The organism is Aeromonas sp. S12(2024) (assembly GCF_041402305.1).
Taxonomy (GTDB): Bacteria; Pseudomonadota; Gammaproteobacteria; order Enterobacterales; family Aeromonadaceae; genus Aeromonas; species Aeromonas veronii.
This window is the reverse complement of record NZ_JBGLRB010000003.1, coordinates 116,335-140,106: the sequence shown is the minus strand read 5'-3', so window position 1 is coordinate 140,106 and position 23,772 is coordinate 116,335. Positions and strand designations below refer to the sequence as shown.

Annotated in this window: 20 protein-coding genes; 17 read left to right on the top strand and 3 right to left on the bottom strand. The window is 60.2% G+C overall.

Annotated elements, in window-relative coordinates:
• Positions 1–15 precede the first annotated feature (15 nt).
• The 11 genes from ACB035_RS04205 to ACB035_RS04155 all read left to right on the top strand — a co-directional run bounded on the left by ACB035_RS04205 (position 16) and on the right by ACB035_RS04155 (position 11,650).
• Positions 16–1,200 (top strand): iron-containing alcohol dehydrogenase, encoded by a 1,185-nt coding sequence (locus ACB035_RS04205; protein WP_323970395.1) that lies wholly within the window; start codon positions 16–18, stop codon positions 1,198–1,200.
• Positions 1,201–1,403: 203 nt separating this feature from the next.
• Complete coding sequence (locus ACB035_RS04200; protein ID WP_005337747.1) at positions 1,404–1,664, top strand: GNAT family N-acetyltransferase; 261 nt, start codon at positions 1,404–1,406, stop codon at positions 1,662–1,664.
• On the top strand, positions 1,651–2,241 hold the full coding sequence (locus ACB035_RS04195) for a nucleotidyltransferase family protein (RefSeq protein ID WP_338774430.1): 591 nt from the start codon (positions 1,651–1,653) through the stop codon (positions 2,239–2,241). Before ACB035_RS04200 ends, ACB035_RS04195 begins: the two co-directional genes overlap by 14 nt.
• Before the next feature lie 71 nt (positions 2,242–2,312).
• The gene (locus ACB035_RS04190) at positions 2,313–4,136 is read left to right on the top strand and encodes a SulP family inorganic anion transporter (RefSeq protein ID WP_164536455.1); all 1,824 of its coding nucleotides are present in this window, start codon (positions 2,313–2,315) and stop codon (positions 4,134–4,136) included.
• Positions 4,137–4,257: 121 nt separating this feature from the next.
• Positions 4,258–5,619: an MATE family efflux transporter gene (locus ACB035_RS04185; RefSeq protein ID WP_005361670.1), complete on the top strand. Its 1,362-nt coding sequence runs from the start codon at positions 4,258–4,260 to the stop codon at positions 5,617–5,619.
• Positions 5,616–6,227, top strand: a complete 612-nt coding sequence (locus ACB035_RS04180) for a hypothetical protein (protein ID WP_005337761.1) — start codon at positions 5,616–5,618, stop codon at positions 6,225–6,227. Before ACB035_RS04185 ends, ACB035_RS04180 begins: the two co-directional genes overlap by 4 nt.
• A gap of 276 nt (positions 6,228–6,503) precedes the next feature.
• Complete coding sequence (locus ACB035_RS04175) at positions 6,504–6,719, top strand: YdcH family protein (RefSeq protein ID WP_005337763.1); 216 nt, start codon at positions 6,504–6,506, stop codon at positions 6,717–6,719.
• A gap of 162 nt (positions 6,720–6,881) precedes the next feature.
• Positions 6,882–8,075 (top strand): extracellular solute-binding protein, encoded by a 1,194-nt coding sequence (locus ACB035_RS04170; protein WP_371166755.1) that lies wholly within the window; start codon positions 6,882–6,884, stop codon positions 8,073–8,075.
• Entirely contained in the window at positions 8,072–10,210 is a 2,139-nt protein-coding gene (locus ACB035_RS04165; RefSeq protein WP_371166754.1) for a diguanylate cyclase domain-containing protein, read from the top strand. The genes ACB035_RS04170 and ACB035_RS04165 overlap by 4 nt, the downstream gene beginning before the upstream one ends.
• A 138-nt stretch (positions 10,211–10,348) precedes the next feature.
• Complete coding sequence (locus ACB035_RS04160; RefSeq protein WP_371166753.1) at positions 10,349–11,008, top strand: YceH family protein; 660 nt, start codon at positions 10,349–10,351, stop codon at positions 11,006–11,008.
• Between the two features lie 84 nt (positions 11,009–11,092).
• Positions 11,093–11,650: a HutD family protein gene (locus ACB035_RS04155; RefSeq protein WP_371166752.1), complete on the top strand. Its 558-nt coding sequence runs from the start codon at positions 11,093–11,095 to the stop codon at positions 11,648–11,650.
• Between the two features lie 114 nt (positions 11,651–11,764).
• Here the strand turns inward: ACB035_RS04155 and azu are convergent, their stop codons facing one another.
• Complete coding sequence (gene azu / locus ACB035_RS04150; protein WP_042083952.1) at positions 11,765–12,205, bottom strand: azurin; 441 nt, start codon at positions 12,203–12,205, stop codon at positions 11,765–11,767.
• Positions 12,206–12,540: 335 nt separating this feature from the next.
• On the opposite strand from azu, the gene ACB035_RS04145 reads away from it, so the two are divergent.
• The 6 genes from ACB035_RS04145 (at position 12,541) to ACB035_RS04120 (ending at position 22,176) form a co-directional block, all read left to right on the top strand.
• Positions 12,541–13,587 carry an FAD:protein FMN transferase gene (locus tag ACB035_RS04145; protein ID WP_371166751.1) on the top strand — a complete coding sequence of 349 codons (1,047 nt, stop codon included), beginning with the start codon at positions 12,541–12,543 and terminating at the stop codon, positions 13,585–13,587.
• A 159-nt stretch (positions 13,588–13,746) separates the two neighbouring features.
• A complete protein-coding gene (locus ACB035_RS04140; protein WP_371166750.1) occupies positions 13,747–15,393 on the top strand; it encodes a tetratricopeptide repeat protein in 1,647 nt (548 codons plus the stop codon).
• Positions 15,394–15,459: 66 nt separating this feature from the next.
• Positions 15,460–16,422 (top strand): ion channel, encoded by a 963-nt coding sequence (locus tag ACB035_RS04135; RefSeq protein ID WP_069555464.1) that lies wholly within the window; start codon positions 15,460–15,462, stop codon positions 16,420–16,422.
• A 236-nt stretch (positions 16,423–16,658) separates the two neighbouring features.
• A complete protein-coding gene (xthA, locus tag ACB035_RS04130; RefSeq protein ID WP_323905708.1) occupies positions 16,659–17,465 on the top strand; it encodes an exodeoxyribonuclease III in 807 nt (268 codons plus the stop codon).
• Between the two features lie 397 nt (positions 17,466–17,862).
• Positions 17,863–19,062 carry an efflux RND transporter periplasmic adaptor subunit gene (locus ACB035_RS04125; protein WP_371166822.1) on the top strand — a complete coding sequence of 400 codons (1,200 nt, stop codon included), beginning with the start codon at positions 17,863–17,865 and terminating at the stop codon, positions 19,060–19,062.
• A 9-nt stretch (positions 19,063–19,071) separates the two neighbouring features.
• Positions 19,072–22,176: an efflux RND transporter permease subunit gene (locus tag ACB035_RS04120; protein ID WP_371166749.1), complete on the top strand. Its 3,105-nt coding sequence runs from the start codon at positions 19,072–19,074 to the stop codon at positions 22,174–22,176.
• 60 nt (positions 22,177–22,236) lie between these two features.
• Here the strand turns inward: ACB035_RS04120 and ACB035_RS04115 are convergent, their stop codons facing one another.
• Positions 22,237–23,322: an HlyD family secretion protein gene (locus tag ACB035_RS04115; RefSeq protein WP_005361696.1), complete on the bottom strand. Its 1,086-nt coding sequence runs from the start codon at positions 23,320–23,322 to the stop codon at positions 22,237–22,239.
• Positions 23,319–23,717 carry a hypothetical protein gene (locus tag ACB035_RS04110; RefSeq protein ID WP_235666687.1) on the bottom strand — a complete coding sequence of 133 codons (399 nt, stop codon included), beginning with the start codon at positions 23,715–23,717 and terminating at the stop codon, positions 23,319–23,321. Before ACB035_RS04110 ends, ACB035_RS04115 begins: the two co-directional genes overlap by 4 nt.
• Between the last annotated feature and the right edge of the window lie 55 nt (positions 23,718–23,772).

Here is a 23,772-nt window from a genome sequence, read left to right as displayed (position 1 = left end):
GCAAGGAGCCTTGAAATGAGCCGCTATTACGATTTCTTCTGCCCGGTCAAACTGCTGGCCGGTGAACAGGCGCTGGAGCAACTGGCCAGCGAGCTGGCCAGCCTCGGGGCCTGTCGCCCGCTGCTGCTGACCGACAAGGGGGTCAATGCCACCGGCCTTGCCACCCTGCTGGCCAATGTGCTGGCCGAAGGGGAGCTGCCGGTCGCCGCCATCTGGGACGAGATCCCGGCCGACTCTTCCACCGCCGTGGTGGAGCGGATCGCCAAACGCTATCGCGAGCTCGACTGCGACAGTCTGGTAGCGCTGGGGGGCGGCTCGGTCATCGACACCGCCAAGGCGGTCAACATTCTCACTTCCATGGGGGGGGATCATCTGCTCGACTACTCGGGCGCCGGTTGCCTGACCCGTCCCCTCAAGCCGCTGGCGGTGGTTCCCACCACGGCGGGCACAGGCTCAGAAGTGACGCTGGTGGCGGTGATAAAGGATGAGGCGAGCGGGCGCAAGGTGCCCTTCACCTCCCCCTTCCTGCTGCCCCAGCTGGCGGTGTTAGACCCGCGCCTGACCCAGGGGCTGCCCCTCAATATCACCGCCGCTACCGCCATGGACGCCATGACCCACGCCATCGAAGCCTTTATCGGCACAGCGAAAAACCCAGTGAGCGATGCGCTGGCCCTGATGGCGGTGGAGAAGATCGCCAGCGCCCTGCCGCAAATCATCCACGACCCGCAAAACAAACAGCTGCGGCTGCAACTGGCGGAAGGCTCCACGCTGGCTGGCATGGCTTTTTCCAACTCCATGGTGGGGCTGGTACACGCCCTTGGCCACAGTCTGGGAGCCCGCTGCCATCTGCCACACGGGCTGTGCATGAACCTCTTTTTGCCGACCGTGCTCGACTACAACCGCCCCGAGGTGGATAGCGAGCTGGCCCGGCTGCTGTTGCCGCTGGTGGGGGCAGAGCGCTTTGCTGCCACCCCGGCCCATCAGCGGGCGGAGGCGACCATCACAGCCATTCGCACCCTGCGCGACACCTTGTGGCAAGCGGTCAAGCTGCCGCGCACCATGAGCGAGGCTGGGGTAAGCGATCGCTCGCTACTGACCGAGATCCGCGATCTGGCGATCAACGACGGTGCCCTGCTGTTCAATCGCAAGGACGCCGACCGTGAGCAGTTACTCACCCTGCTGGAGCGAGCCTGGGTCTGATCCCTCCCCTTTGCCAACACTCTTGTGCTGACACAAACGCGGTGCCCGACTCACCATCGGGCACCTTGATCTGCATCGCGATATCGATGCGCCCTCTGTCAAAGGGGGATGATATTGACCACGGGCTCTCATTATCTGTTCTATACCTTGGCTAACAGTTATGTTGTGCCGAGAGACCCAACTTTATGCCAGAGGTGCCCACCATGAGCGACATCATCCATCAGGCCAACCAGCAGCAGTTCATCTGTATGGTGGAGGGGAAAGAGTCGAGACTGCGCTACCGGCGGCTCGATGCCAAGACCATCGACGCCTACAGCACCTTCGTGCCCCCCGAGCTGCGGGTGCAGGGGATTGCCGATCAGCTGGCGCGTGCCTTCTTCAACTGGACTCAGGCGGAGGGGCTCACTATAGTGCCGAGCTGCCGCTACATTGATGTCTGGTTACGCCGCAATGCCAACAACTGAACCTCTGAACTCCGCCCTCGAACAGCAATTCCAAGCCAAAACAGAAGCCCTGCTGCGGGCCGATCCGCAGCGGATGGCCTGCCTGCAAGCCGCGGCCGAGCTCAATCTGCCCGACTGGGCGCTGGGGGCCGGTTTTATCCGCAACCTCATCTGGGATCACCTTCACCACAAGGCGGTGCCCACCCCGCTCAACGATATCGACCTTATCTATCTCGATAAAAGCGATCCGCAAGGGCTGGCCGAAGCGGAGCACGAAGCTTGGCTCGCCAAACGCCTACCCGACCAGCAGTGGGAGGTGCGCAATCAGGCCCGCATGCACACTCGTCAGCTGGTAACGCCGTTTGCCAACAGCCTTGAGGCGCTCAGCCACTGGGTCGAAGTGCCCACCTGCATCGGCGTGCGCCTGAATCAGGATGGCGAGTGCGAGTGGCTCGCCCCCTACGGCTTTGCCATCAACTGGTCGCTGCAAGTGAGTGCAAACCCCAGATGTCGCCAGGACAAACAGATTTTTACCCAGCGCATCAAGGAGAAACGCTGGCAGGCTATCTGGCCTGACCTTCAGGTAAACTGGCCATAACCTGATTGCAATCTTTCGATAACCTTGGGCACACTAGGGGAAAAGCTGGTTGTAACTCAATGGGTTAAATAATGCGCGACTTCTTCTCTCTCGAACGCTGGCTACCGGGCCTCGCCGCCCTGCTGCATTACCAGCGCGCCTGGTTGATGCCAGATCTTCGCGCCGGACTCTCGGTGGCGGCAGTGGCGCTGCCCGTCGCCATCGCCTATGCCGAGCTTGCCGGGGTGGGTGCCATCGTCGGCCTCTACTCCTGCATCCTGCCCATGCTGGTCTATGCCCTGTTTGGCACCTCCCGACAGCTGATTGTCGGCCCCGATGCCGCCACCTGCGCGGTCATTGCCGCCGTGGTGACGCCGCTGGCCGCAGGCGACCCCACCCGTCACTGGCAACTGGTGATGACCATGACCGCCATGACAGGCTTCTGGTGCCTGATTGCCAGCCGCTTCAAGCTGGGAGTGCTGGCGGACTTTCTCTCCCGCCCCATCCTGATGGGGCTGCTCAATGGTGTGGCCATCACCATCATGGTGGGCCAGCTCTCCAAGATCTTCGGCTTCACCTTTAGCGAACGTTACCTCATCGAGCGGATCGCCAGCGGGGCCACCTATATCACCCAGACCCATCTGCCGACCCTGGCCATGAGTCTGGTAGCCCTGCTCACCCTGCTGCTGGCCAAGCGCTACAAACCGGCATGGCCCTCCTCCATGGTTGCCATGGTGGTGACCGCTGCGCTGGTGTGGGGCTTTAATCTCGGCCAGTTTGATATCGCCACCCTGGGGACGGTGGGCTCCGGCCTGCCCGCGTTCCAGATGCCGGAATTTCCCCCCGGTCTGATGCGGGAGCTGGTACTGCCTGCCCTTAACCTGGCCATGGTGAGCTTCGTCTCCATGATGCTGACCGCCCGCAGCTTTGCAGCCAAAAACGGTTACGAGATAGACGCGGACAAGGAGTTTCGGGCCCTCGGTATGGCGAACCTCGCCTCCGCGGTCTCCCAGGGTTTCGCCATCAGCGGGGCGGATTCGCGCACCGCGGTCAACGACGCCAACGGCGGCAAGAGCCAGCTGGTCTCCATCATCGCCGCGGCGGTGATCGCCCTCATCACCTTCTATCTGACGGCGCCGCTCAAATACATCCCGACCGCAGCCCTCGGGGTGGTGCTGGTAATGGCCTCCCTGTCGCTCACCGATTTTCGCGGTCTCTGGGCCCTGCGCCACTCCGATCGCTCCGCCTTCTGGCTGGCGCTGGTCACCTTTATCAGCGTGCTTACCATGGGGGTGATCCCCGGGATCACACTCGCGGTTTTGCTCGGCTTGTTCCAGTTCCTGCGCAATGTGATGCGCCCCACCGACCAGTTGCTCGGCATGGATGACGAGGGGGTGGTGCGCACCCTGGGGGACAACGAACAGGCCAAGGCGATCCCGGGTATTCTGGTCTATCGCTTCAACTCGCCGCTGACCTACTTCAATGCCCCCTATTTCAAGCGCCGGGTGCTGGCCCTGCTGGTGCAGGATCCCCGAGCCCCCAAGTGTCTGGTGATCGATGCAGTCGCCTGCTTCACCCATCAGGACATCAGCGTGATGAGCATGGTGGGAGAGCTGCACAAAGAGCTGAAACGGCGCGGCATCCATATGGTGATGGCGGGTCGTCACGGCCAGATGACCCACTGGCTAAAGCAGGCGGGCGTGCGGGTGGGCGATGAAGGGATCATCCTCTGCCCCGACATGTATCAGGCACTGCGCCTGACCCGCTGCTACCGCGAGCCGGTGTTCAAGGATGATGTGGTGGTGGAGAGCACCACAGATGCCATCCGCTCAAATTGGCCGCAGGATGATGCCCTGCCCGACTCGGCGCGCCTCACCCTGCCAAGCGAGCAGGAGGCGGGCGCCACGCCTGCCTGATCCCTTGGCCTGCTCCCCTGGCCGGTGCAATCCTGCACAAAGATTGCACCGGCCTTGGCCTTGGTGTTAAATGCGCCCCCAGAGGGCACTCCCCCGTGCACTCCCAGCTGTTGGACATGCCATGCAATCTCAATCCCATGCAGGCCCGGGCACGCTATTTGCGCTGACCTGGCCGCTCTTTATCGATCTCGCCCTGCACTTTCTGACCGGTGCCCTCAACACCTTCATGGTGGGTCATGTCTCCTATCAGGGAGTGGCGGCGCTGGCGGTCGGCAATCAGGTGTTCGATCTCGCCATCACATTGTTCAGCTTCGTCAGCATCGGTACCAGCGTGGTGATCACCCAGTATCTGGGGGCGGGCGATCGGGAGAAGAGTCGGGTGGTGATCCACACCGCTATCGGCTTCAACCTGCTGATCGGTCTGGTGGCCGCCATCGGCGTGATGGCGGGGGCCAGCACCATGCTGGCGCTGATGAACCTGCCTGCCAATCTGATGAGCGACGGGACGCTTTACTTGCAGATCATCGGTCTCTGCCTATTGCCGGAAGCGGCAGCCCTCTGTCTGGCGGCGACCCTGCGCGCTCACGGCCACACCCGTCAGGCGATGTATGTGACCCTCATCGTCAACCTCATCACCTTCGTCGGCAACCTGCTGCTGCTCTACGGCTGGTTCGGCCTGCCCCAGCTTGGCGTCGCCGGTGTCGCCATCAGCACGGTCGCGGGCCGACTGGTCGGCGTGGTGCTGCTGGTGTGGCTGGTAGCCCGCAAGACCGGCATTCGACTGGTGGTGCGTGATATCGTCCACCCCAGCCGGGAGATGCTGGGCAAGGTGCTCCATATCGGCCTGCCTGCGGCAGGGGAGAATCTCTCCTGGATGCTGCAGTTTATGGTGGTGACAGCCTTTGTCGGACTGCTGGGTGACAAGGCGCTGGCGACCCAATCCTACTTCTTTCAGATCTGCCTGTTTATCCTGCTGTTTGGCCTCTCCATCGGCCTTGGCAACGAGATCATCATCGGCCATCTGGCAGGTGCCAGGCAGTTCGATCGCGCCTATCAGCAGCTGCTCAAGAGCCTCAAGCTGGGGCTGGCGGTCACCTGCGTCATCGCCGTGGCGGCGGCCCTCAATGGCCGTACCATCATCAGCCTCTTTACCGATGATGCCGACATCATCACCCAGGTGGCGCAACTGTTTCTTATCAGCCTTATCCTCGAACCCGGCCGCACCTTCAATCTGGTGGTGATCAACGCCCTGCGGGCCACCGGGGATGCCCGTTTCCCCCTCTACATGGCGTTGCTCTCCATGTGGGGAATTGCCGTGCCACTCTCCTATTTCCTCGGTATCATGCAGGGTTATGGACTGGTCGGTATCTGGCTGGCGCTGGCCTGCGACGAGTGGGTGCGCGGTCTGGCCATGTTCTGGCGCTGGCGCAGTCGTCGCTGGCAAAACAAAATTCTTGTTGAAACAAAAGCGGAATCACAATGAAGAAGATAGGACTCTTGCTGGCTGCCATCCTGCTCAGCCCCCTGGCCATGGCGCAAACTGCCCCTGCCGCTCCCAAGGCTCAAGCCACCCAGACCTGGTATGTGGCCCCCATCGCCATCGATGAAACCAGCGACGCCCAGAAGGCGCTGACCAAGGACTTCATGGCCCAGATGATCAAGACCATCAAGATCAACGAGTACCAGACCGGCAAGGCAGTGGGCAACACCAAAAAGCCCAAGTGGCTGATCCGCACCAAGCTGATCCCCGCCAGCAACGAGCCGCTGGTCGGCAAGAAGCACCCGCAGGGTCTCACCTACGGCAAGGGCAATCCGACCCAGGAGATCGTCGGCGAGCTGTTGATGAACGGCACCCTGGTGGCCCACATCGGCCAGGGCTGGCGCGAGCCTATCGTCCCGGGCACGCCGGTGGCTGACAAACTCTCCATCGCCAACTATCGCTACGCCATCGGTGATCAGGCCAAGTCGGCGGATCTGGAGGAGCTGGCGGCCCAGATTGGCTTTGAGGCGGGCAAGGTGATCCACCGCGATGGCAAGCCGCTACCCGAGAAGAAAAAGAAAAAAGAGCAGGCGGACGAAGAGAAAGAGTAACGTCGCTCGCATCCATAAAAAGGGGCCATTCGGCCCCTTTTTTGATCCTGCGCCCTCACGCCAACACTGCCCCTGTTGTGACTCGTCGCACAGTTTGGCTCACCATTCAGATTGACAAATCACTTATCTTGTTTTGATTCAACAAGTTATAAATATCCCGCCGAATACCCCAAATCATTGCCCCCAAATCCGATCAGGATCACATTTATCCCCGGCACTAAGGGGTAGCTTTGGTCTTACAGGCACAATCAAACGAAACCAAGGAGGCTCCATTACATGTTCCCAGAGTACAGAGAACTCATCTCGAAACTGAAGAGCAGTGATGTCCATTTCCAGAAGAAGTTTGACTTGCACAACGACCTGGATGCGGAGATTAGAAAGTTGGAAAAGCATCACGCCAGCGACTATAGCGCCGAGGTGAGAGATCTGAAAAAACAGAAACTCAAACTGAAAGAGGAGATATACGACATCCTCAAACAACATCCACAATAGATGCCTCGAAGAATATGCGGATAAGCAAATTATCCCCCAGCCCGGCCCACGCGCCGGGCTTTTTGTTGTTTCAGTCAATTAGTTGACACCCGAGCCTATCGATCTTGCCGGTAGTTTGTTACATTTTTTCCTTGGAATTCAGGGAATAACGGTGATGATAACATGAGCAAAAAACGATCTTTTTATCATCTATTGCTGCTTTGCCTGTTCGCATTGAGCCACCCCCTGCAGGCTCAGGAGCCTGAACTGGAGCTGTGGCACTCCCAGCAAGCCGGTTACGTGATCGACGACGTGATCGCCTGCTTCAATCAGGAGGGGAACCACAGAGTGCGGGTCACCCAGATTGAGCCGGGCAAGATCAAGGCAGATCTTCTGCTGGCAGCTCAGGCCAGGGGACTGCCCGATCTGATGCTGATCCCCTCCGATTTTATCGGCCTCTATCGCCAGATGACCCTCGCCCCGCTCCCGGCCGAGTGGTTTTCCCCCGCGCTGATGGCCAGCGCCTTGCGTTATGTCACCCTGGATCGGCAACGCTGGGGCATGCCCATGATGCAGGGCAACCATCTGATGCTGTTTTACAACAAGGCGCTGGTCTCGACTCCGGTGACCCAATGGCAGCAACTGACAGCTATCATCCCGGCACTCAAGGCCAAGGGGGTCTACCCCGTCAGCTGGCCCTATCACGACATGTACTACTTCGCCGCCTTTTTACACACCTTTGGCGGCTCGCCGGTGACCGAAGGGCGCATCACCCTCGACAGCCCGGCCATGGTGCAGGCACTGGAGGCCTACCGCACCGTCGTCAGCGAACAGTGGGTCGATCCCGAGTGCGACTATGACACCGCCCTCACCCGCTTCAATGAGGGCAAGAGCGCCTACCTCATCAATGGGGACTGGGCCTTCAACGATCTGGTGAAGAACATGGGGGATAAGCTGGGCGTTGCCCTGCTGCCCCGCTGGCAAAGCCATCCCATGCACTCCATGAGCGGCGCCTACGTGATGGGAGCCTCCCGCTGGGCGATGGATGATGAGGATAGGAAACCCGTCATCAAGGCATTGATGGCCTTTATCCAGCGTCAGGATATTCAGCAGTCCATCTATCATCAGGGGGCGCTGCTGCCGGTCAATCAGCAGGCTTTTACCGCCATCAGCCGCCGTCCCACGCCTCAGGAAAAAGTGCTGCTGGAACAGTTCACCCTCAGTACCCCCATGCCCTCCGACAGCGCCATGTCCATCGCCTGGCAAGCGATGGAGAAAGGGTTCGAGCGCTTTAAAGAGGGGATCAGTGCCGCCGACACCGCCCGCTATATGCAGCAGCTGGCCGATCAGCAGTACCGGCAGGTCAAAACACCATGAAACATCGCACCTTTCGGCTCGGCCCGACCCTCATCATCATCCTGTTCACCGTCGCCTTGCTGCCGGCGCTGCTGGCCAGCACTGTGCTGCTGATCCGCCAGCACCAAATCATCGCCCAGAGCGAGCAATCGCAGCTGGAGCGAGCCCTCACCAGCATGACCCGCGAGGCCCGCTTTCGCAGCGAGCTGATCGGCACCCAGCTCAATCAGCTCAGCCAGGATCGGGTGCTCCATCAGGCCCTAGACAACTTTCTCTTCTCCAGCCATGCCCGGCTGGCGCTGGCCACCTTTGTCAAATCCAACAGCCTGCTCACCTCGGCCTACCTCATCGATGACAAGGGGTTGGTGGTGGAGTACATCAATGGTCAGGCCTCCCACCTCGAGTCGAGCAACCTGATGCCGCAGCTGATGGCCTGGGGCAAGACCCGCGAGGCGAAACAGGGCAAGCATCTGCTGCTGCCCGTCGATGATCCCGTGCTGGTCGACGGCATGGAGCAAAACCGCAGCGGCGGGCTGGCGCTGGTAGCCCCCATCTATCGCAATCACCAGCGAGCAGGAGTGATGCAGACCCCTTCCGGCTTTGTGATGGCCATTCTCCCCTGGCGGCAGATGGCCCAGTTGCTGGAACCCTATCTCAAGGGGAGCGAATATCTGGTGATCTCCCAGGGCGAGAACCGTCTTTACGAAGGGGCTCACCAGAGCGCCAACGCCATGGATGACAGGGAGCCAAGCAAGATGGCGCAGCCCCTGGCCATTGGCTGGCCCCAGCTGGAGCAGGAGATCACCCCCACCATCACCCTCTACAGCTACAGCAATGACAGGGTCAGCGAGCTCAACAAATCCCAACAGCTGCTGACCGTCAGCATCGCCGTCATGTTGCTGCTGGTAGCCATCGGCTGCGTCTGGCTCACCCGCTGGCTCACCCGACCGCTGCGCTCGCTGGCCGCGCTGGTGCGCAGCTATGGCAAGGGCAATTACCAGCAACGGCAGGCGCCGCTGCGCTTTGTGGAGTACGACGAGGTGCGCCAGTTGCTGCAGGAGATGGCCAGCACCATCTCGGATCAGGTGCGGGCGCTCTATCAGCAAAATGAACAGCTGCAGCAGGCCAATAGCGAGAAAGAGGCCTTCAACCAGCGGCTGCTCGGCTTCAACGACGAACTGGAGCAAGAGGTTGCCTCGCAAACGACCGCCTTGCGCTCGGCCCTGAGCCGGGAGGAGCGCAGCCGCCATATCCTGCAATCCTGGCTGCAGTTCGGTCTGCACCAGCAATTGGATATCGATATTGCCGAGCTGGCCAGCTCCGCCCTGCTGCAGCTCTCGCAGCTCTATCCCGGCCACCGCTGGGGACTGATGATCCGCCGAGACGGGCAGCTCCACTACTCCCTGACCCAGGGGGTCGATGCCCCCTTGCGGGATGCCTTGCAGGAGAAACTGGCTCAACTGATGGATGAGGAGGTCAAACACTCCGAATGCCAGTGGGATAACGCACTCTGGAAGATCATGACTCTGCCCGGTAGCCAAAGTGGCGTGCTGTTTGGTTATCTGATGGTGAGCGCAGAGGGGCTGGAGTCCGAAGACAGGGCCATCTTGCGGCTGTTTGCCAAGCAGTTGGCAGTGGGCATCGAGGGGCGCCTCTTCACCGACGAGCTGGCACGGGTCGCCCGCACCGACAACCTCACAGGACTGCCCAACCGACAGGCGTTCGAAGAGACCTTCCACCACTATCAAGCGGTGCTGGCGCGCCATCCGGAGCGTCACCTCGCCCTCTTCATGCTCGACCTCAACGGCCTCAAGCGCACCAACGACCAGTATGGGCACGAGGCTGGTGACGCCCTGCTGATCCAGATGGCTCGCCAGCTGCGCACGCTGTGCCGTCAGGATGAGAAGATTTTCCGCATCGGCGGCGACGAGTTCGTGCTGCTGGCGGAGGCGGATCACCTCGCCAGCCAGCAGCTGGCAGGCAGGTTGGAGGCAAGCCAGCAGCACGCCATTGTGCAGCATGGGGAGCACAGCTTCCCGCTGCGTTTTGCCATCGGCTGGAGCAGCAGCGACCAGACCCCGCTGGCGGAGCTGAGCCGGGTGGCTGACGACGCCATGTATGCCAATAAGGCGCGCTTCTATCAGGGGCAGCGCTAAAAGCGGAGATCTGCGGCGTTGGCGAGCCTTTCGCCAACGCCCTGATCAGCTCGCAAAAATGGCGCGCAACGCTAGACGCGGCGCGGACCATGACTAAGATAGGGGCTCTTGATGTCTCGATTTGGAAGGGAGTAGGAAATGGAGTTAGTACTTGGCCCACTGGAAGCCCGCGTCATCGGCTGTCTGATTGAAAAAGAGATCTGCACCCCGGATCAATATCCCCTCTCCCTTAATGCACTGGTCAACGCTTGCAACCAGAAGAGCAACCGCGAGCCGGTGCTGGAGCTCTCCGAGCTCGATATCCGCGCCGTGGTGGACGAGCTGATCCGCAAGCGGCTGGTGGTCAACACTGCAGGCTTCAACGCCCGGGTGCCCCGCTATCAGCACAGATTCTGCAACACCGAATTTGGCGAGCTGAAATTCAGTGCCCAGGAGCTTGGCATCGTCTGCGAACTGCTGCTGCGCGGCCCACAAACCCCGGGGGAGCTGCGCTCGCGCACCAACCGCCTCTGCAGCTTCGACGATGTCACCGAAGTGGATGCGGTGCTGACCCAGCTCATCGAACGTGGCCCCTACGTGGTCAAGCTGCCGCGCGAGCCGGGCAAGCGCGAATCCCGCTACGCCCACCTGTTTAGCGGCGAAGTGGATATTCAGGCGATGATGGATGCCGCCCCCGCAGCGGTCTATGCCTCCCCTGCCGCCGACCGTCTGAGCGAGCTGGAGCTGGAAGTGAGCGAGCTCAAGAGCCGTCTCGCCGCCATGGAAGCGCGGCTGGCTGCGCTGGATGGTCAGGGCTGATCGCCTTTACCATCGCCAATCTCTATCAGGGAGCAGGGGCTGATGTCCCCGGCTCCCTGCGTTTTTTATCGTGAGGACGTGCCCGTGATCACCCTGATTAAAGAGTCTGACCACCAGAAGATGCCCTGGAAAAACCAGCAGGGCACCACCAGCCAGATCCTCATCTCCCCCAAAGGGAGCAGCCTTGCCAAACTCGACTTTGACTATCGACTGAGCTCGGCCCCCATCAAGAGCGCGGGCCCCTTCTCCCCCTTTCCCGGCTATCAGCGCATTTTGCTGCCGGTGAGCGGGGCAGGCTTTGTGCTCAATGGTCACCCCTACGCCACCTTCGAGGCGGCGCACTTTAGCGGCGATGAGGAGACCCACTGCGAGTTGCTGAAAAAAGAGGTGACCGATCTGGGGCTTATCTACCATCCGGATCGCATCAGCGCCAACGTGCGGGTACTGAACCTCCCCTTCCCGCTGACCCTTACCCTCGAGCCAGAGAAGACCTACCTCTGTCACCTGCTGAGCGGCCAGCTGGCCGTGCAGGGCAAAGAGGTGGCCATCAACGAGACGCTGGTGGTGACCGGGGCAGAGAGCATTCACTTCGAATGCCAGAAGAAGACCGCCATCGCCTTCTTTACCCTGCAGGCCAAATAGCGCAAAAGTCGGCGGTGTGCAGTCATGCCACGCCACACACAAACAGCAGAGATGAAAAAGCCGGGAAATCCCGGCTTTTGCTATCGAGGCAACCGGCTCGTGCCGGTCAGCACCTTAGTTGACCTTGAAGGAGCCCTTCATCATGGCGAAGTGGCCGGGGAAGGAGCAGAAGAAGGTGAGATCCTTGCCCGCCAGACCGTCGGTCTTGAAAGTGACGCTGCTGCTCTCGCCGCCGCCGATCAGCTTGGTGTGAGCCAGCACACGAGGATCATCCTTGGGCAGATAACCGTTCTCGGCCCCGGCGCTCATCCCGGCAGTTGCCACGGTCTGATAGTCGGCGGTGGTGGCCAGCACCCAGTTGTGGCCCATGGCGGTCACGGGCAGCTTGCCGGTGTGATTCAGGGTGACCGTCACCTCCTTGCAGGTGGCCGGCACGCTCATCTCTTTGAGGTTGTACTGCATGGCATCATTGCCTTCAATGACCAGTGCACACTCATCCGCCAGCACGGGGGCAGCCAGGGTACTCAGAAACAGCAGGGTAATCGCCTTTTTCATCATCTTCTCCTTTGATTGGCAATGGATGGCAATGACTTGGCGGATGCGGTGAACGCTTCGCAAAGATGCCGTCTAAATCGACCTTCATTTTACTCAATTGTCTTCAATCGGCTATGGCTTTTGGCCAAAGCTGCGGGCCAGGTCACCAGACGGTGCGCTACTCGCCACTCTCTCCCTCACGGATGGACGATACGACCCACTCCCGCCACAGGTTCAAAAATGTTTAATTTTTTCTGCTCTTTCCCCTCCGATTGCCCCTATCAGGGCTCGCCCGGCGGGCGCCCCTTGGCTAAGCTAGCGCCCCGATATGAACCTTCTCCAGATGAGAGTACCGGATGATTGCGATACCCCCCATGGCGGCCCTGCGCGGCCTGCTGCTGACCCTGCTGCTGGCGCTGGCCGGCTGCCAGCCCACCCCGCCTGCCCAGACCCGTATTCAGGGCAAGACCATGGGCACCTACTATGTGGTGACCCTGAGCGATAGCTACCCCGGTGGGGAGCCCGCCCTCAAAAGCGACGTAGAGAGCCTGCTGGCCCGGATGAACAAGGAGATCTCCACCTACGATCCGGGTTCGCTCATCTCCCGTTTCAATCAGGGGCCCGCCAACACCCCGTTTGCCATCCCGCCCGCCATGGCCATCATAGTCCAGCAGGGGATGGATGCCGGTAAGCTGACCGACGGCAAGCTGGATGTGACCGTGGGGCCTCTGGTCAATCTGTGGGGCTTTGGCCCGGACAAACGGCCGGTCAAGCGGCCCGATGAGGCGGCCATTGCCGCCGCCCGCCACAAAGTGGGCATCGACAAGCTGACCCTGACCCCGCAGGGGGATCACTTCCTGCTCGAAAAAACGATCCCGGATCTCTATCTCGACCTCTCCACTCTTGGCGAGGGGGCGGCATCGGATGAAATCGCCGCCCTGCTCGAGGGCAAGGGGGTACACAACTACCTGATCGAAGTGGCCGGTGCGGTGCGCAGCAAGGGCAACAACAGCAAGGGCTCGCCATGGAAAGTAGCCATCGTCGAACCCTCCGATCAGCCGGGGGCCTTCTCCGATATCATCATCCCCAACGGCATGGCGCTCAGCACCGCGGGCAGCTATCGCAACTACTACGAGCTGGATGGACAGCGTTACTCCCATATCATCGATCCCGCCACCGGCCAGCCGGTCACCCACAAGCTGGTCTCCGCCAGCGTCATCACCCCGACCGCGCTGGAGGCCGATGCCCTCGATACCGCGCTGATGGTGATGGGGCCTGAAGCCGGGATGGCATTTGCCAAACAGCACCAGCTGGCGGTCTATCTCATCATCAAGACCGAACAGGGGTTCAAGGCCGAGTACACGCCGCAATTTGCTCCCTATCTGGCAGAGAAAAAACAGTGAGTTCAAGGCCCTGGCAACAGGGCCTTTTTCTTTCACTCATCGCGGGCAAAAGGCGGACAAACGGAGACGGTTCGCAATCGACAACTTGGCCAATTGCCTCTTCGGGCGCTTTGGTGGCACACTTTCCCTCATCAGCCCGTAGCGCCTCGACCCAGACAGATGCAGACACCTGAACAAGAGCCAGAGAAAAAGAGCCCAGCCAAGCCACAACGCATTCTGATGGTCAATGAGCAGCGCTCGTTTCAGGTGATGATGAAGGCGATGCTGCTCAATCTGGGTATCAGCAACATCACCTACTCCAATACCGCCGAGGATGCGCGGCGCCGCTGCCAGAAGGGCAGTTTCGACATCTATCTCATCGATTACGATCTCGGGGTTGGCGAGAATGGCCGCCAGTTGCTCGAAAGCCTGCGCGACAAAGACCTGATCCCGCCCCAGAGCGTGGTGATCATGGTCAGTGGCGACAGCTCCCGCGCCATGGTACTGAGCGCGCTGGAAGCCGAGCCCGACGAATACCTGATGAAGCCCTTCTCTCAGGAGCAGTTCTCGTTTCGCTTGAAGCGGGCCCTCGCCCGGCGCAACGCCCTGGCCAGCGTCTTTACCGCGCTGGCCGATGACAATCTGGCAGCCCTCATTACCGCCTGTGCCGAGCGGGCCGATGCGGTGCCCCGTTTTGCCAACTATTGCCGCTGCCTGCAGGCCGATACCCACCTCAAGCTGGGTCAGGCACAGGAGGCGCGCTCTTTAATGCGCCAGCTGCTGGCTGGGCAGGAGAACAGCTGGGCCCGCCTGACGCTGGGCAAGGCGTGCAACACCCTGGGGCTCCACGAAGAGGCGGTCAGCCATCTGCAGGCGACCCTCAAAAATACCCCGCTGATGGTGGAGGCTCACCTCTGGCTGGCAGAATCCCTGCTGGCCCTTGGCAATGACGAGCAGGCGCAGCAGGAGCTCAGACGGGCGGTGGATATCTCCCCCCAGTCGGTGCAACTCTCCCGTCGGCTGGCGGAGGTGTGCCTGCAGCGCCACGACTACGCCCAGGCCAAGGATGTGCTGATGTCGCTGATCGACCTGTCGCGCAACTCCATTCACCGCACGCCCCATTATCTGGGGGCCTATATCCAGACCCTGACTCTCTACGCCCTCAACAGCAACGACAGCTACCACATCGCCAACCTGCAAAAGCAGGTCAATTCTGCCCTGTCGCGCATCCGCGATTCGCTGATGATGTCGGAGTTCAACTACCCGGTATTCGAGCAGATCTGTCAGGCCCGGGTGCAGATTGCGCTGGGGGAGCTGCTCAAGGGCAAGAAGATACTCTATCGCGCCAATCAGAACTGGCTCGATGAACCGGCCACCATGCCCCCCGCCCTGCTTGGTGAGACCATCCTCGCCCTCTACCAGCTCGGCGAGTTTGAATATGCCGAAAGCCTGCAGGGACTGCTGGCAGAGGACGAAGATCGGCTGCTCACCACCTGCATTCAGGCAACCCGGGATGACAAGACGGTGCTGGAGCGGCGTCAGCGCTACCAGCAGCTCAACGATCTGGGGATCAAGGCCTATCAGAGCGGCGAGCTGGAGCAGGCCCTCGGCCATTTTCGCGAGGCCCTGCGCCGCGCCCCCGCCAATACCGGTGCGGCTCTCAACAAGATCCAGGTGCTGCTGCAACTGATGCAGAAAAACCGCAAGAGCCCGGAATTTGGTGCCGAGTGCAAAGAGACCCTGGACGTGCTCGACGGCATCCCCCTCAACCCGGCCCAGCAGGAGCGTTTTCGCAAGCTACGTCAGGAGTTCAACCAGTTCAGCTAAGACGCCGCCGCGCCCCCTTTTCCCCGCCTATGCTGAAACCAGTTCGGCAATGCGAGGGAAACGAAGATGGCGATGTGTCGTTATCTGGTGGCCGATGGCCGCCACTGCAGTGAAGAGGCTGGCGAGCACGATCTCTGCCACTGGCATGATCCCCACCATACCCATCAGGAAGCCCGCAGCGCCGAGGCGCTTGAACAGTACGTTCGCGCTGGCGGACTCTGCCACGGCCTGCAGCTGTCACGGGCCAATCTGGCGGGCCTCAATCTGGTCAACAAGGAGTCCGATCAGGGATTTTTGCTGGAGCAGTGCAACCTCTATCGCGCCAACCTGCGCGGTGGACACCTCTACGGCCTGCGCATGAAGGGCGGCAGCCTGATGAAGGCCGATCTCAGTGATGCCAACCTCCAGTGCGCTACCCTCGATGACGTCAACCTGCTTGGCATCCGCTGGCACAACACCCGGCTCGACAACATGCAGACCGGCAAACGGGTGATGCAGGATCGCAAGGGGCGCCGCGAACGGGATCCCAAACAGGCGCGCATCTGGTTCAAGGAGGCGGAAGAGACCTACCGGGATCTGCGCAAAGCCTCCGAGGCACAAGGGATCTTCACCATGTCCGGCAACTATATCCAGCAGGAGCTCACCATGCGCCGCCTGCAACTGCCGTTCTGGTCGACCCAGCGTTTTACCTCCTGGGTGGTCGATCTCTTCTGCGGCTATGGCGAGGCCCCGATGCGGGTGGTGCTCTTCTCGTTGCTGCTCATCTTTATCTGCAGCATTTTTTACTTCTTCTGCGGACTGCATTTTCAGGGCGAGCACCTCATCTACCAGCCCGGTGCCCCGCTCGAGCAAAATGCCATCTTCCTGCTCGAATGCCTCTACTACAGCGTGGTCACCTTCACCACGTTGGGGTACGGCGACTTCACTCCGGTCGGGCTCTCCAGGATCTTCGCCGCCTTTGAAGCCTTCACCGGCAGCTTTACGCTGGCGCTGTTTGTGGTGGTATTCGTCAAAAAGATGACCCGCTGAAAACCAGTCCACGATCCTACTGCGAGGCTGTGATCAAGGCTCATGTGCTGCTCGGAATCCTCATGTATACATATACAATCCGGTTCCTGCGCTGCGCTTCACCTTGCTGACAGCCTCTCGCGACGGATCGTGAACAGGTTACCAAGCCGCTGCACCAGTCACAGCCCCCGAACTTGCATCCACCGCCGATTCCTAGTCCAATAGCCACTTATAAAAATGACATGAGCATCCCGGACATGAAGATCATCTCTTTCAATATCAACGGCCTGCGCGCCCGTCTGCACCAGCTGCAAGCCATCATCGACAAGCACCAACCCGATGTGATCGGCCTGCAAGAGATCAAGGTGCACGATGAAGCCTTCCCGCTGGCCGATGTGGAGGCCATGGGCTATCACGTGGAGTTTCACGGCCAGAAGGCCCACTACGGGGTGGCCATCATGAGCAAGCAGAAGCCGGTCAAGGTGGAGAAAGGCTTCCCCACCGATGACGAAGAGGCCCAGCGCCGGATGATCATGGCCACCTTCAAGCGCGAAGACGGCTCCCTCATCAAGGTGATGAATGGCTACTTCCCGCAGGGTGAAAGTCAGGATCACGAGACCAAGTTCCCGGCCAAGCAGAAGTTCTACGAGGATCTGCAGCACTACCTCGAGACCAACCACACCCCGGACGACCAGCTGGTGCTGATCGGGGATATGAATATCTCCCCCACCGATCTCGACATCGGCATCGGCGAGGCAAACCGCAAGCGCTGGCTGCGGGATGGCAAATGCTCCTTCCTGCCCATCGAGCGCGAATGGATGGAGCGACTGAAAGGGTTTGGCCTCACCGACACCTTCCGCGCAGCCAACCCCACCGAGTGCGAGCGTTTCTCCTGGTTTGACTACCGCTCCAAGGGCTTTGACGAGAACCGCGGCCTGCGCATCGACCTCATCATGGCCTCCGACGCCCTCAAGGACAAGGTGACCGAGACCGGTATCGACTACGAGCTGCGCGGCATCGAGAAACCCTCCGACCACGCCCCCATCTGGGCCTGCTTTGCCTGATGCGGCGCAAGATTAACCGATGAGCCGCGACGAATTCGTAAACTGTGAAGCGGCTCGCGGTTGCCTGCGATAAAAGGGCGTAAAAAACCCATCCAGACAAGGTGCCTTATGGCACCTTATTTTTTGCAGCAAGGAGTGGCTGGCGTGATACGGTTGCGAAGAGCCCTGGCCCGGGATGAACATCCCCGAACCCCCCCGCCCATATCGGAAAAGTCAGACTTTTTTCGTCAATCGGCAACCCTAATTGCCACTTTGAGAAGGTTGTGTTCAAGGTTGCCGCCCTATCATCTTCCATTCCAATCATAAAGAAGTTGTTTTTTTAATCATGAAGTTAATGATGTGTATGGAGAAACATGCTGAACGCAGCAGCCGAAATCGATCCAACAGGAGTGTGATGATGAAGGTGCCCAATGCCGGAAGAGAGGTTTACAAACGCAGCTTGCTGACCCTGGCGCTGATCAGCGGTCTGAGTGCCTGTGGCGGCGAGACGACCCAGACGGCACAGAGCATGCCCGCCGTCCCTGTGGTGGTCGCCGAGGTCAAGCTGACCGATGTGCCGCTCACCACCGAGATGGTGGGAGAGACCGCCGGTTTTCGCGAGATTGATGTGCGCTCCCGGGTCAGTGGCATCCTGCTCAAGCGCACTTATGTGGAAGGCCAGCCGGTTACCGCCGGCCAGGAGCTGTTTCTGATTGACCCGAAGCCCTACAAGGTGGCGCTGGAGCAGGCCAAAGGGACTTTGGCTCAGGAGCAGGCCCGTCTCAACAAGGCCCGTGCCGATCGGGATCGCATCATTCCCCTCTTCAAGCGTCAGGTGGTGAGCCGCAAGGACTATGACGACACCATCGCCAACTATGAAGCGGCCATCGCAAGCCATCAGGCCGCTCAGGCCAAGGTGAAAGAGGCGGAGCTCAACCTCAGCTACACCCAGGTGACCGCCCCCATCAACGGCATGGCGAGCAAGAGCTCCCAGTCCGAGGGGAGCCTTATCTCCACCAGCGGCGACAACGGCCTGCTCACTACCATCACCCAGTTTGATCCGCTCTACGTCAACTTCTCCTACTCGGAGCAAGATCGCCTCAACTTCGAAAACTCGGTAAAAAAAGGGGTGATTGAGGCGAAGGATGCCACCACCTGGCGCACCCATATTCGTCTGGCCGATGGCTCCCTCTATCCGGAGGCGGGCAAGCTCAACTTCTCCGATAACCGGGTCGATCCCCAGACCGGCACCATCCGTGCCCGCGCCATCTTCGACAACAAGGACGGCGTACTGCTGCCGGGCCAGTTTGTCCGCATGACCATCGATCTGGGCACCCGCAAAAACGCCATCGTGGTGCCGCCGCGCGCCATCGTCCAGTCCCAGGCTGACCGCATGGTGATGGTGGTCGATGCCGACAACAAGGTAGTGCCCCGTCCGGTGACACTGGGCGCGGCAGTCGACTCCGGCGTGCTGATCGAGAGCGGCCTGCAGGCAGGTGAGCGCTATATCGTCGAAGGCTTGATGAAGGCTCGCCCGGGCGCCGTGGTGAAACCTGTCTCTGCCGACGAGATGAAGGCGATCACCGGCAAGGTGGTCAGCCAGTCTGCGGCCAAGTAAGGAGCCCGTATGTTTTCCAAGTTCTTCATAGAACGTCCCATCTTCGCCAGCGTGATTTCGATCATTATCGTGCTGGGCGGGTTGGCGGCGATGCGAGCGCTCCCCATCGAGCAATATCCCCAGATCACCCCGCCGGTGGTCTCGGTCACGGCGTTTTATCCGGGTGCAACTCCGGAGGTGATCTCCCAGACCGTGGCAGCGCCGCTGGAGCAGCAGATCAACGGCGTCGAGCGGATGATCTACATGCAGTCGGGGTCGGCCTCCAACGGCCAGATGAACCTCAACGTCTACTTCGAGATCGGCACCGATCCGGATCAGGCCACCATCAACGTCAACAACCGGGTCTCGGCCGCCATGGCCCAGCTGCCGGAAGAGGTGAAAAAGCAGGGGGTGACGGTCAAGAAGAAATCGACCTCCATCCTGCAGGTGGTTACCCTCCAGTCACCGAACGGCTCGTTTGATACCACCTATCTGTCGAACTACGCCCTGCTCAACATCATCGATGAGCTCAAGCGGATTCCCGGCATCGGTGATACCACTCTGTTTGGCGGTACCGACTATGCGATGCGTATCTGGCTCAGGCCGGATCGACTGGCCCAGCTCGAGCTCACCCCGAGCGACGTGATTGGCGCCATTCGCGAGCAGAACACCCAGTTCGCGGCGGGCAAGATCGGTGCCCAACCCACCACGGCCCCCATCGACTTCACCTACACGGTGCAGACCAAAGGGCGCCTTGAGGATGTGAAGGAGTTCCAGAACATCATCGTCCGCTCCATGCCAGATGGCTCCAAGATCCGGGTCCGCGATGTCGCCCGGGTCGAGCTGGGGGGCAAGGATTATGATCTGGTCGCCCGCGCCAACGGCAAACCGGCCATCGGTATCGCCACCTATCTGCAGCCGGGCGCCAACGCCGTAGCAGTCGCCGATGCGGTACACGCCACCATGGAGCGACTCAAGGAGCGCTTCCCGCAGGATATCGAGTACCAGATCCCCTACGACACCACCGAGTTCGTGAAGATCTCCATCGAAGAGGTGGTACACACCCTGTTCGAGGCGATCGTACTGGTGTTCGTGGTGGTCTATCTGTTCCTGCAGAACTTCCGCGCCACCCTGATCCCCTGTATCGCGGTGCCGGTGTCGCTCATCGGGACCTTCGCCGGCATGCTGGTGCTCGGTTTCTCCATCAACCTGCTGACCCTGTTCGGCATGGTGCTCGCCATCGGTATCGTGGTGGATGACGCCATCGTGGTGCTCGAGAACGTCGAGCGGATCATGAGCGAGAAGAAGTGCTCGGCCAAGGAGGCGGCCATCCTCGCCATGCAGGAGGTCTCCGGTCCGGTGGTCGCCATCGTGCTGGTGCTCTGCGCCGTGTTCCTGCCGGTCGCCTTTATGGGCGGCATGACCGGGGTGATGTACAAACAGTTCGCCATCACGGTCGCGGTCTCGGTCGCCATCTCCGGTCTGGTGGCACTGACTCTCTCCCCGGCCCTCTGTGCCGTGTTGCTGAAAGAGGGACACCACAAACCGGCCCGCTTCTTCGTCTGGTTCAACGAAAAATTTGACCAGCTGACCCGCGGCTATGTACGCGGTGTGGCCTTCCTGAACCGTCGGGTGGGGGTCGCCTTTGCCATCATCGCCGTGCTGATCCTCTCCATCTACGGCCTCTTCCTGAAAGTGCCGGGCGAACTGGTACCGAACGAAGATCAGGGCTACCTCATCTCCGCCGTCATGCTGCCGGATGCGGCCGCGATGAGCCGGACCCAGGCGGTGGCGGATCAGTTCGACAAGATCGCCATGGCCAACCCCCATGTGAAGGATGTGATCACCTTCTCGGGCTTTGACATTCTCTCCAATGCCATCATCAGCAACAGCGGCATGACCTTCATTACCCTGAAGGACTGGAGCGAGCGTCAGGGGACAGGACAGGACTCCTTCTCGCTGGCCAAGACCTTCCAGGGCTTGAGCCTGATGGGGCTGGCGGATGGCTTTGTAGCCTCCTTCAACCCGCCTCCCATTCAGGGGATGTCCACCACAGGTGGCCTTGAGGCCTATCTGCAAAACCGTGGCACCGGCAACGCCCAGGCCTTCTCCGGCGAAGTACAGCGCTTCCTCGAAGCAGCCAAGGCGCGCCCGGAGTTTGCCAGCGTCACCAGCACCTACCGCGCCAACGTGCCGCAGGTCTATCTCGACCTGGATCGCGAAAAGGCCAAAGCGCTTGGGCTGCCGATCAACGCGGTGTTCGACACCATGCAGGCCACCTTCGGCCAGGTCTATGTCAATGACTTCAACCAGTTCGGCCGTACCTACCGGGTGCAGTTGCAGTCCGAGGCAGACTATCGCGCCAAGAAGAGTGACATCCGCAACGTCTATGTCCGCTCCGACAAGGGGGAGATGATCCCGCTCAGCAGTCTGGTGACGGTGCGTGATGCCACCGGCCCCGAACTGGTCGAACGCTTCAACATCTTCCAGGCCGCCAAGATCATGGCCCAGCCCGCCCCTGGCTACAGCTCGGGTCAAGCCATCGCCGCGCTGGAAGAGGTCGCCAATGAGGCTCTTGGCAACGACGCCAAGCTGGAGTGGACCGGCTCAGCCTATCAGGAGAAAGCGGCCGCAGGCAGCGCAGGCATGGCCTTTGGTTTCGGTATCGTGATGATCTTCCTGATTCTGGCCGCCCAGTATGAACGCTGGAGCCTGCCGTTTGCGGTGATCACCGCCGTACCGTTCGCCCTGTTCGGTGCCCTGCTCGCCACCTGGCTGGTGGGGCTGACCAACAACGTCTACTTCCAGATCGGGCTGGTGACCCTGGTGGGCCTTGCCGCCAAGAACGCCATCCTGATCGTGGAGTTCGCGGTGATGAAGCACGAAGAGGGGATGAGCCTCATCGAGTCGGCACTGGAGGCGGCACGCCTGCGTTTCCGCCCCATCGTGATGACCTCGCTCGCCTTCATCCTCGGCTGTGTGCCGTTGGTCACCTCCAGCGGGGCCGGTGCGGCAAGTCGTCACGCCCTCGGCTGGCCGGTCATCGGCGGCATGCTGGCGGCCACCTTTATCGCCATCTTCTTTATCCCGCTATTCTTCCGGCTCATCATGCGCAGCTCGGAGAAACGGGCCTGACCACTGCGGTCTCGCTCACCAAGCCCCTCCCTCACGGAGGGGCTTTTTTATGTCGGTCCGTTACATCGCAAACAGATAGGCCTTCATCGCCTTGAGGCGTACGGTGGCGGCACCGATGATGTCGATAAAGCCAAGCAGCGGATGGGGTTTATGTGCCGAAATCCAGGCTGAGCCGGTTGCGCCAATTGGCAAGTCCACACCATCCGGCACCAGCATGTCGAGCACCACTGTCCGGCCATGGCTGGACATGTTGTTGCCCACATGCTGCCGTACATCTTGATCCCCCTGCGCAACACTCATCTGGGCCTCCCCTGTACCAGTAAGTACTGAGTGCACCCGTGCCCGAAAGATGCGCCCGGGATAGGCATCTACATAAAACTCGGCAAACTGGCCTGGTGCTATGTTGCGAAAACTCTGATCCGGAATGCGAAACTCCAGAAACTTGCGAGAAGTGTCGTATAGGTGCATGTTGCCGGTACGGGAACCGCTGGCAATATTGACTATCGAGACCTGACCATCAAACGGAGCCCTGATCACCTTCTCTTCATTCCGTCGCTCCTGCAAGGCCAGCTCTGTCTCTAGATTCAACACCTGAGCTTCAATCGCCTGAACCTTCGCTTCACTGGCACTCAGTTGCGCCAGATCGCCATCAATTTGGGTCTGCAGCTGGTCACGGCTCTGAATACTGGCAAAGTTACCCAACTGGGTCAGCCGAGCCAATTCCTTGTGATTGAGGTTCAGTCGTGACTGGATCGCTCGCTGCTGGCTTACCTCTGACGCCACTTGGGCATGCTGGGCGTCAATCTGATAGCTCAACGCCTGAGACTTACCGTTACTCTCCCAGTCCGCAAGACTATATATGGGCTGACCACGCGCAACGCGCTGATTATGCGCAACATAAATCTGATCTATCTGATGAAACTGGTTGATGCCTAGTAAGGGTCCCAACACCGCATGAGGTGCCTTGACCGTCGCCGAATCGGTAAAATCAACCGGAGCCAAATGGCGAGAGGTAGTCAACAAACCAAGCGCCAATAACGCGCCAATGGCGGTACTCCAAAAACCCGTTTTTAGGTTCCAAGGCAATATGTTCAGCTTGACCAGCAACCAGACGATCAGGATATAGGGCAGCAGGATCTCTTTCATGATGCCTCCCCCTCATGACGGCCACGTCGAATACCATGGCCGATAATAAGGCTCATCCGCTCGCTCAGTACATCCCAACGGGCAAAGGCGATGATGACGGCAAGCACCCACCAGGTCTTGTCGATAAACAGTCCGCACAAGGAGAGCGCAAACACCAGGGTGATATGCACCGACTCAGACACCTTGGCACGATGCACAGCGATCTCATGCAGTTGCCACAGCAGATAGACCAGATAGAGGACCACATAGAGAGTGATCACAGTAATCACCCCCATAAAGATCTCGGAATCAAGCAGAACCATGATGGCTGGCAAAGCATGGTTGAACTTGGTCGCCTCAATTGGATCGATGTGGGCACCTTTCGAGAAGAAGACAACCAGAGCGACCGTGACCAATATAAACGTCAGGCGCCAAAGCCACCGCGCTAACGCAGAGGTTGATTGTGATGAC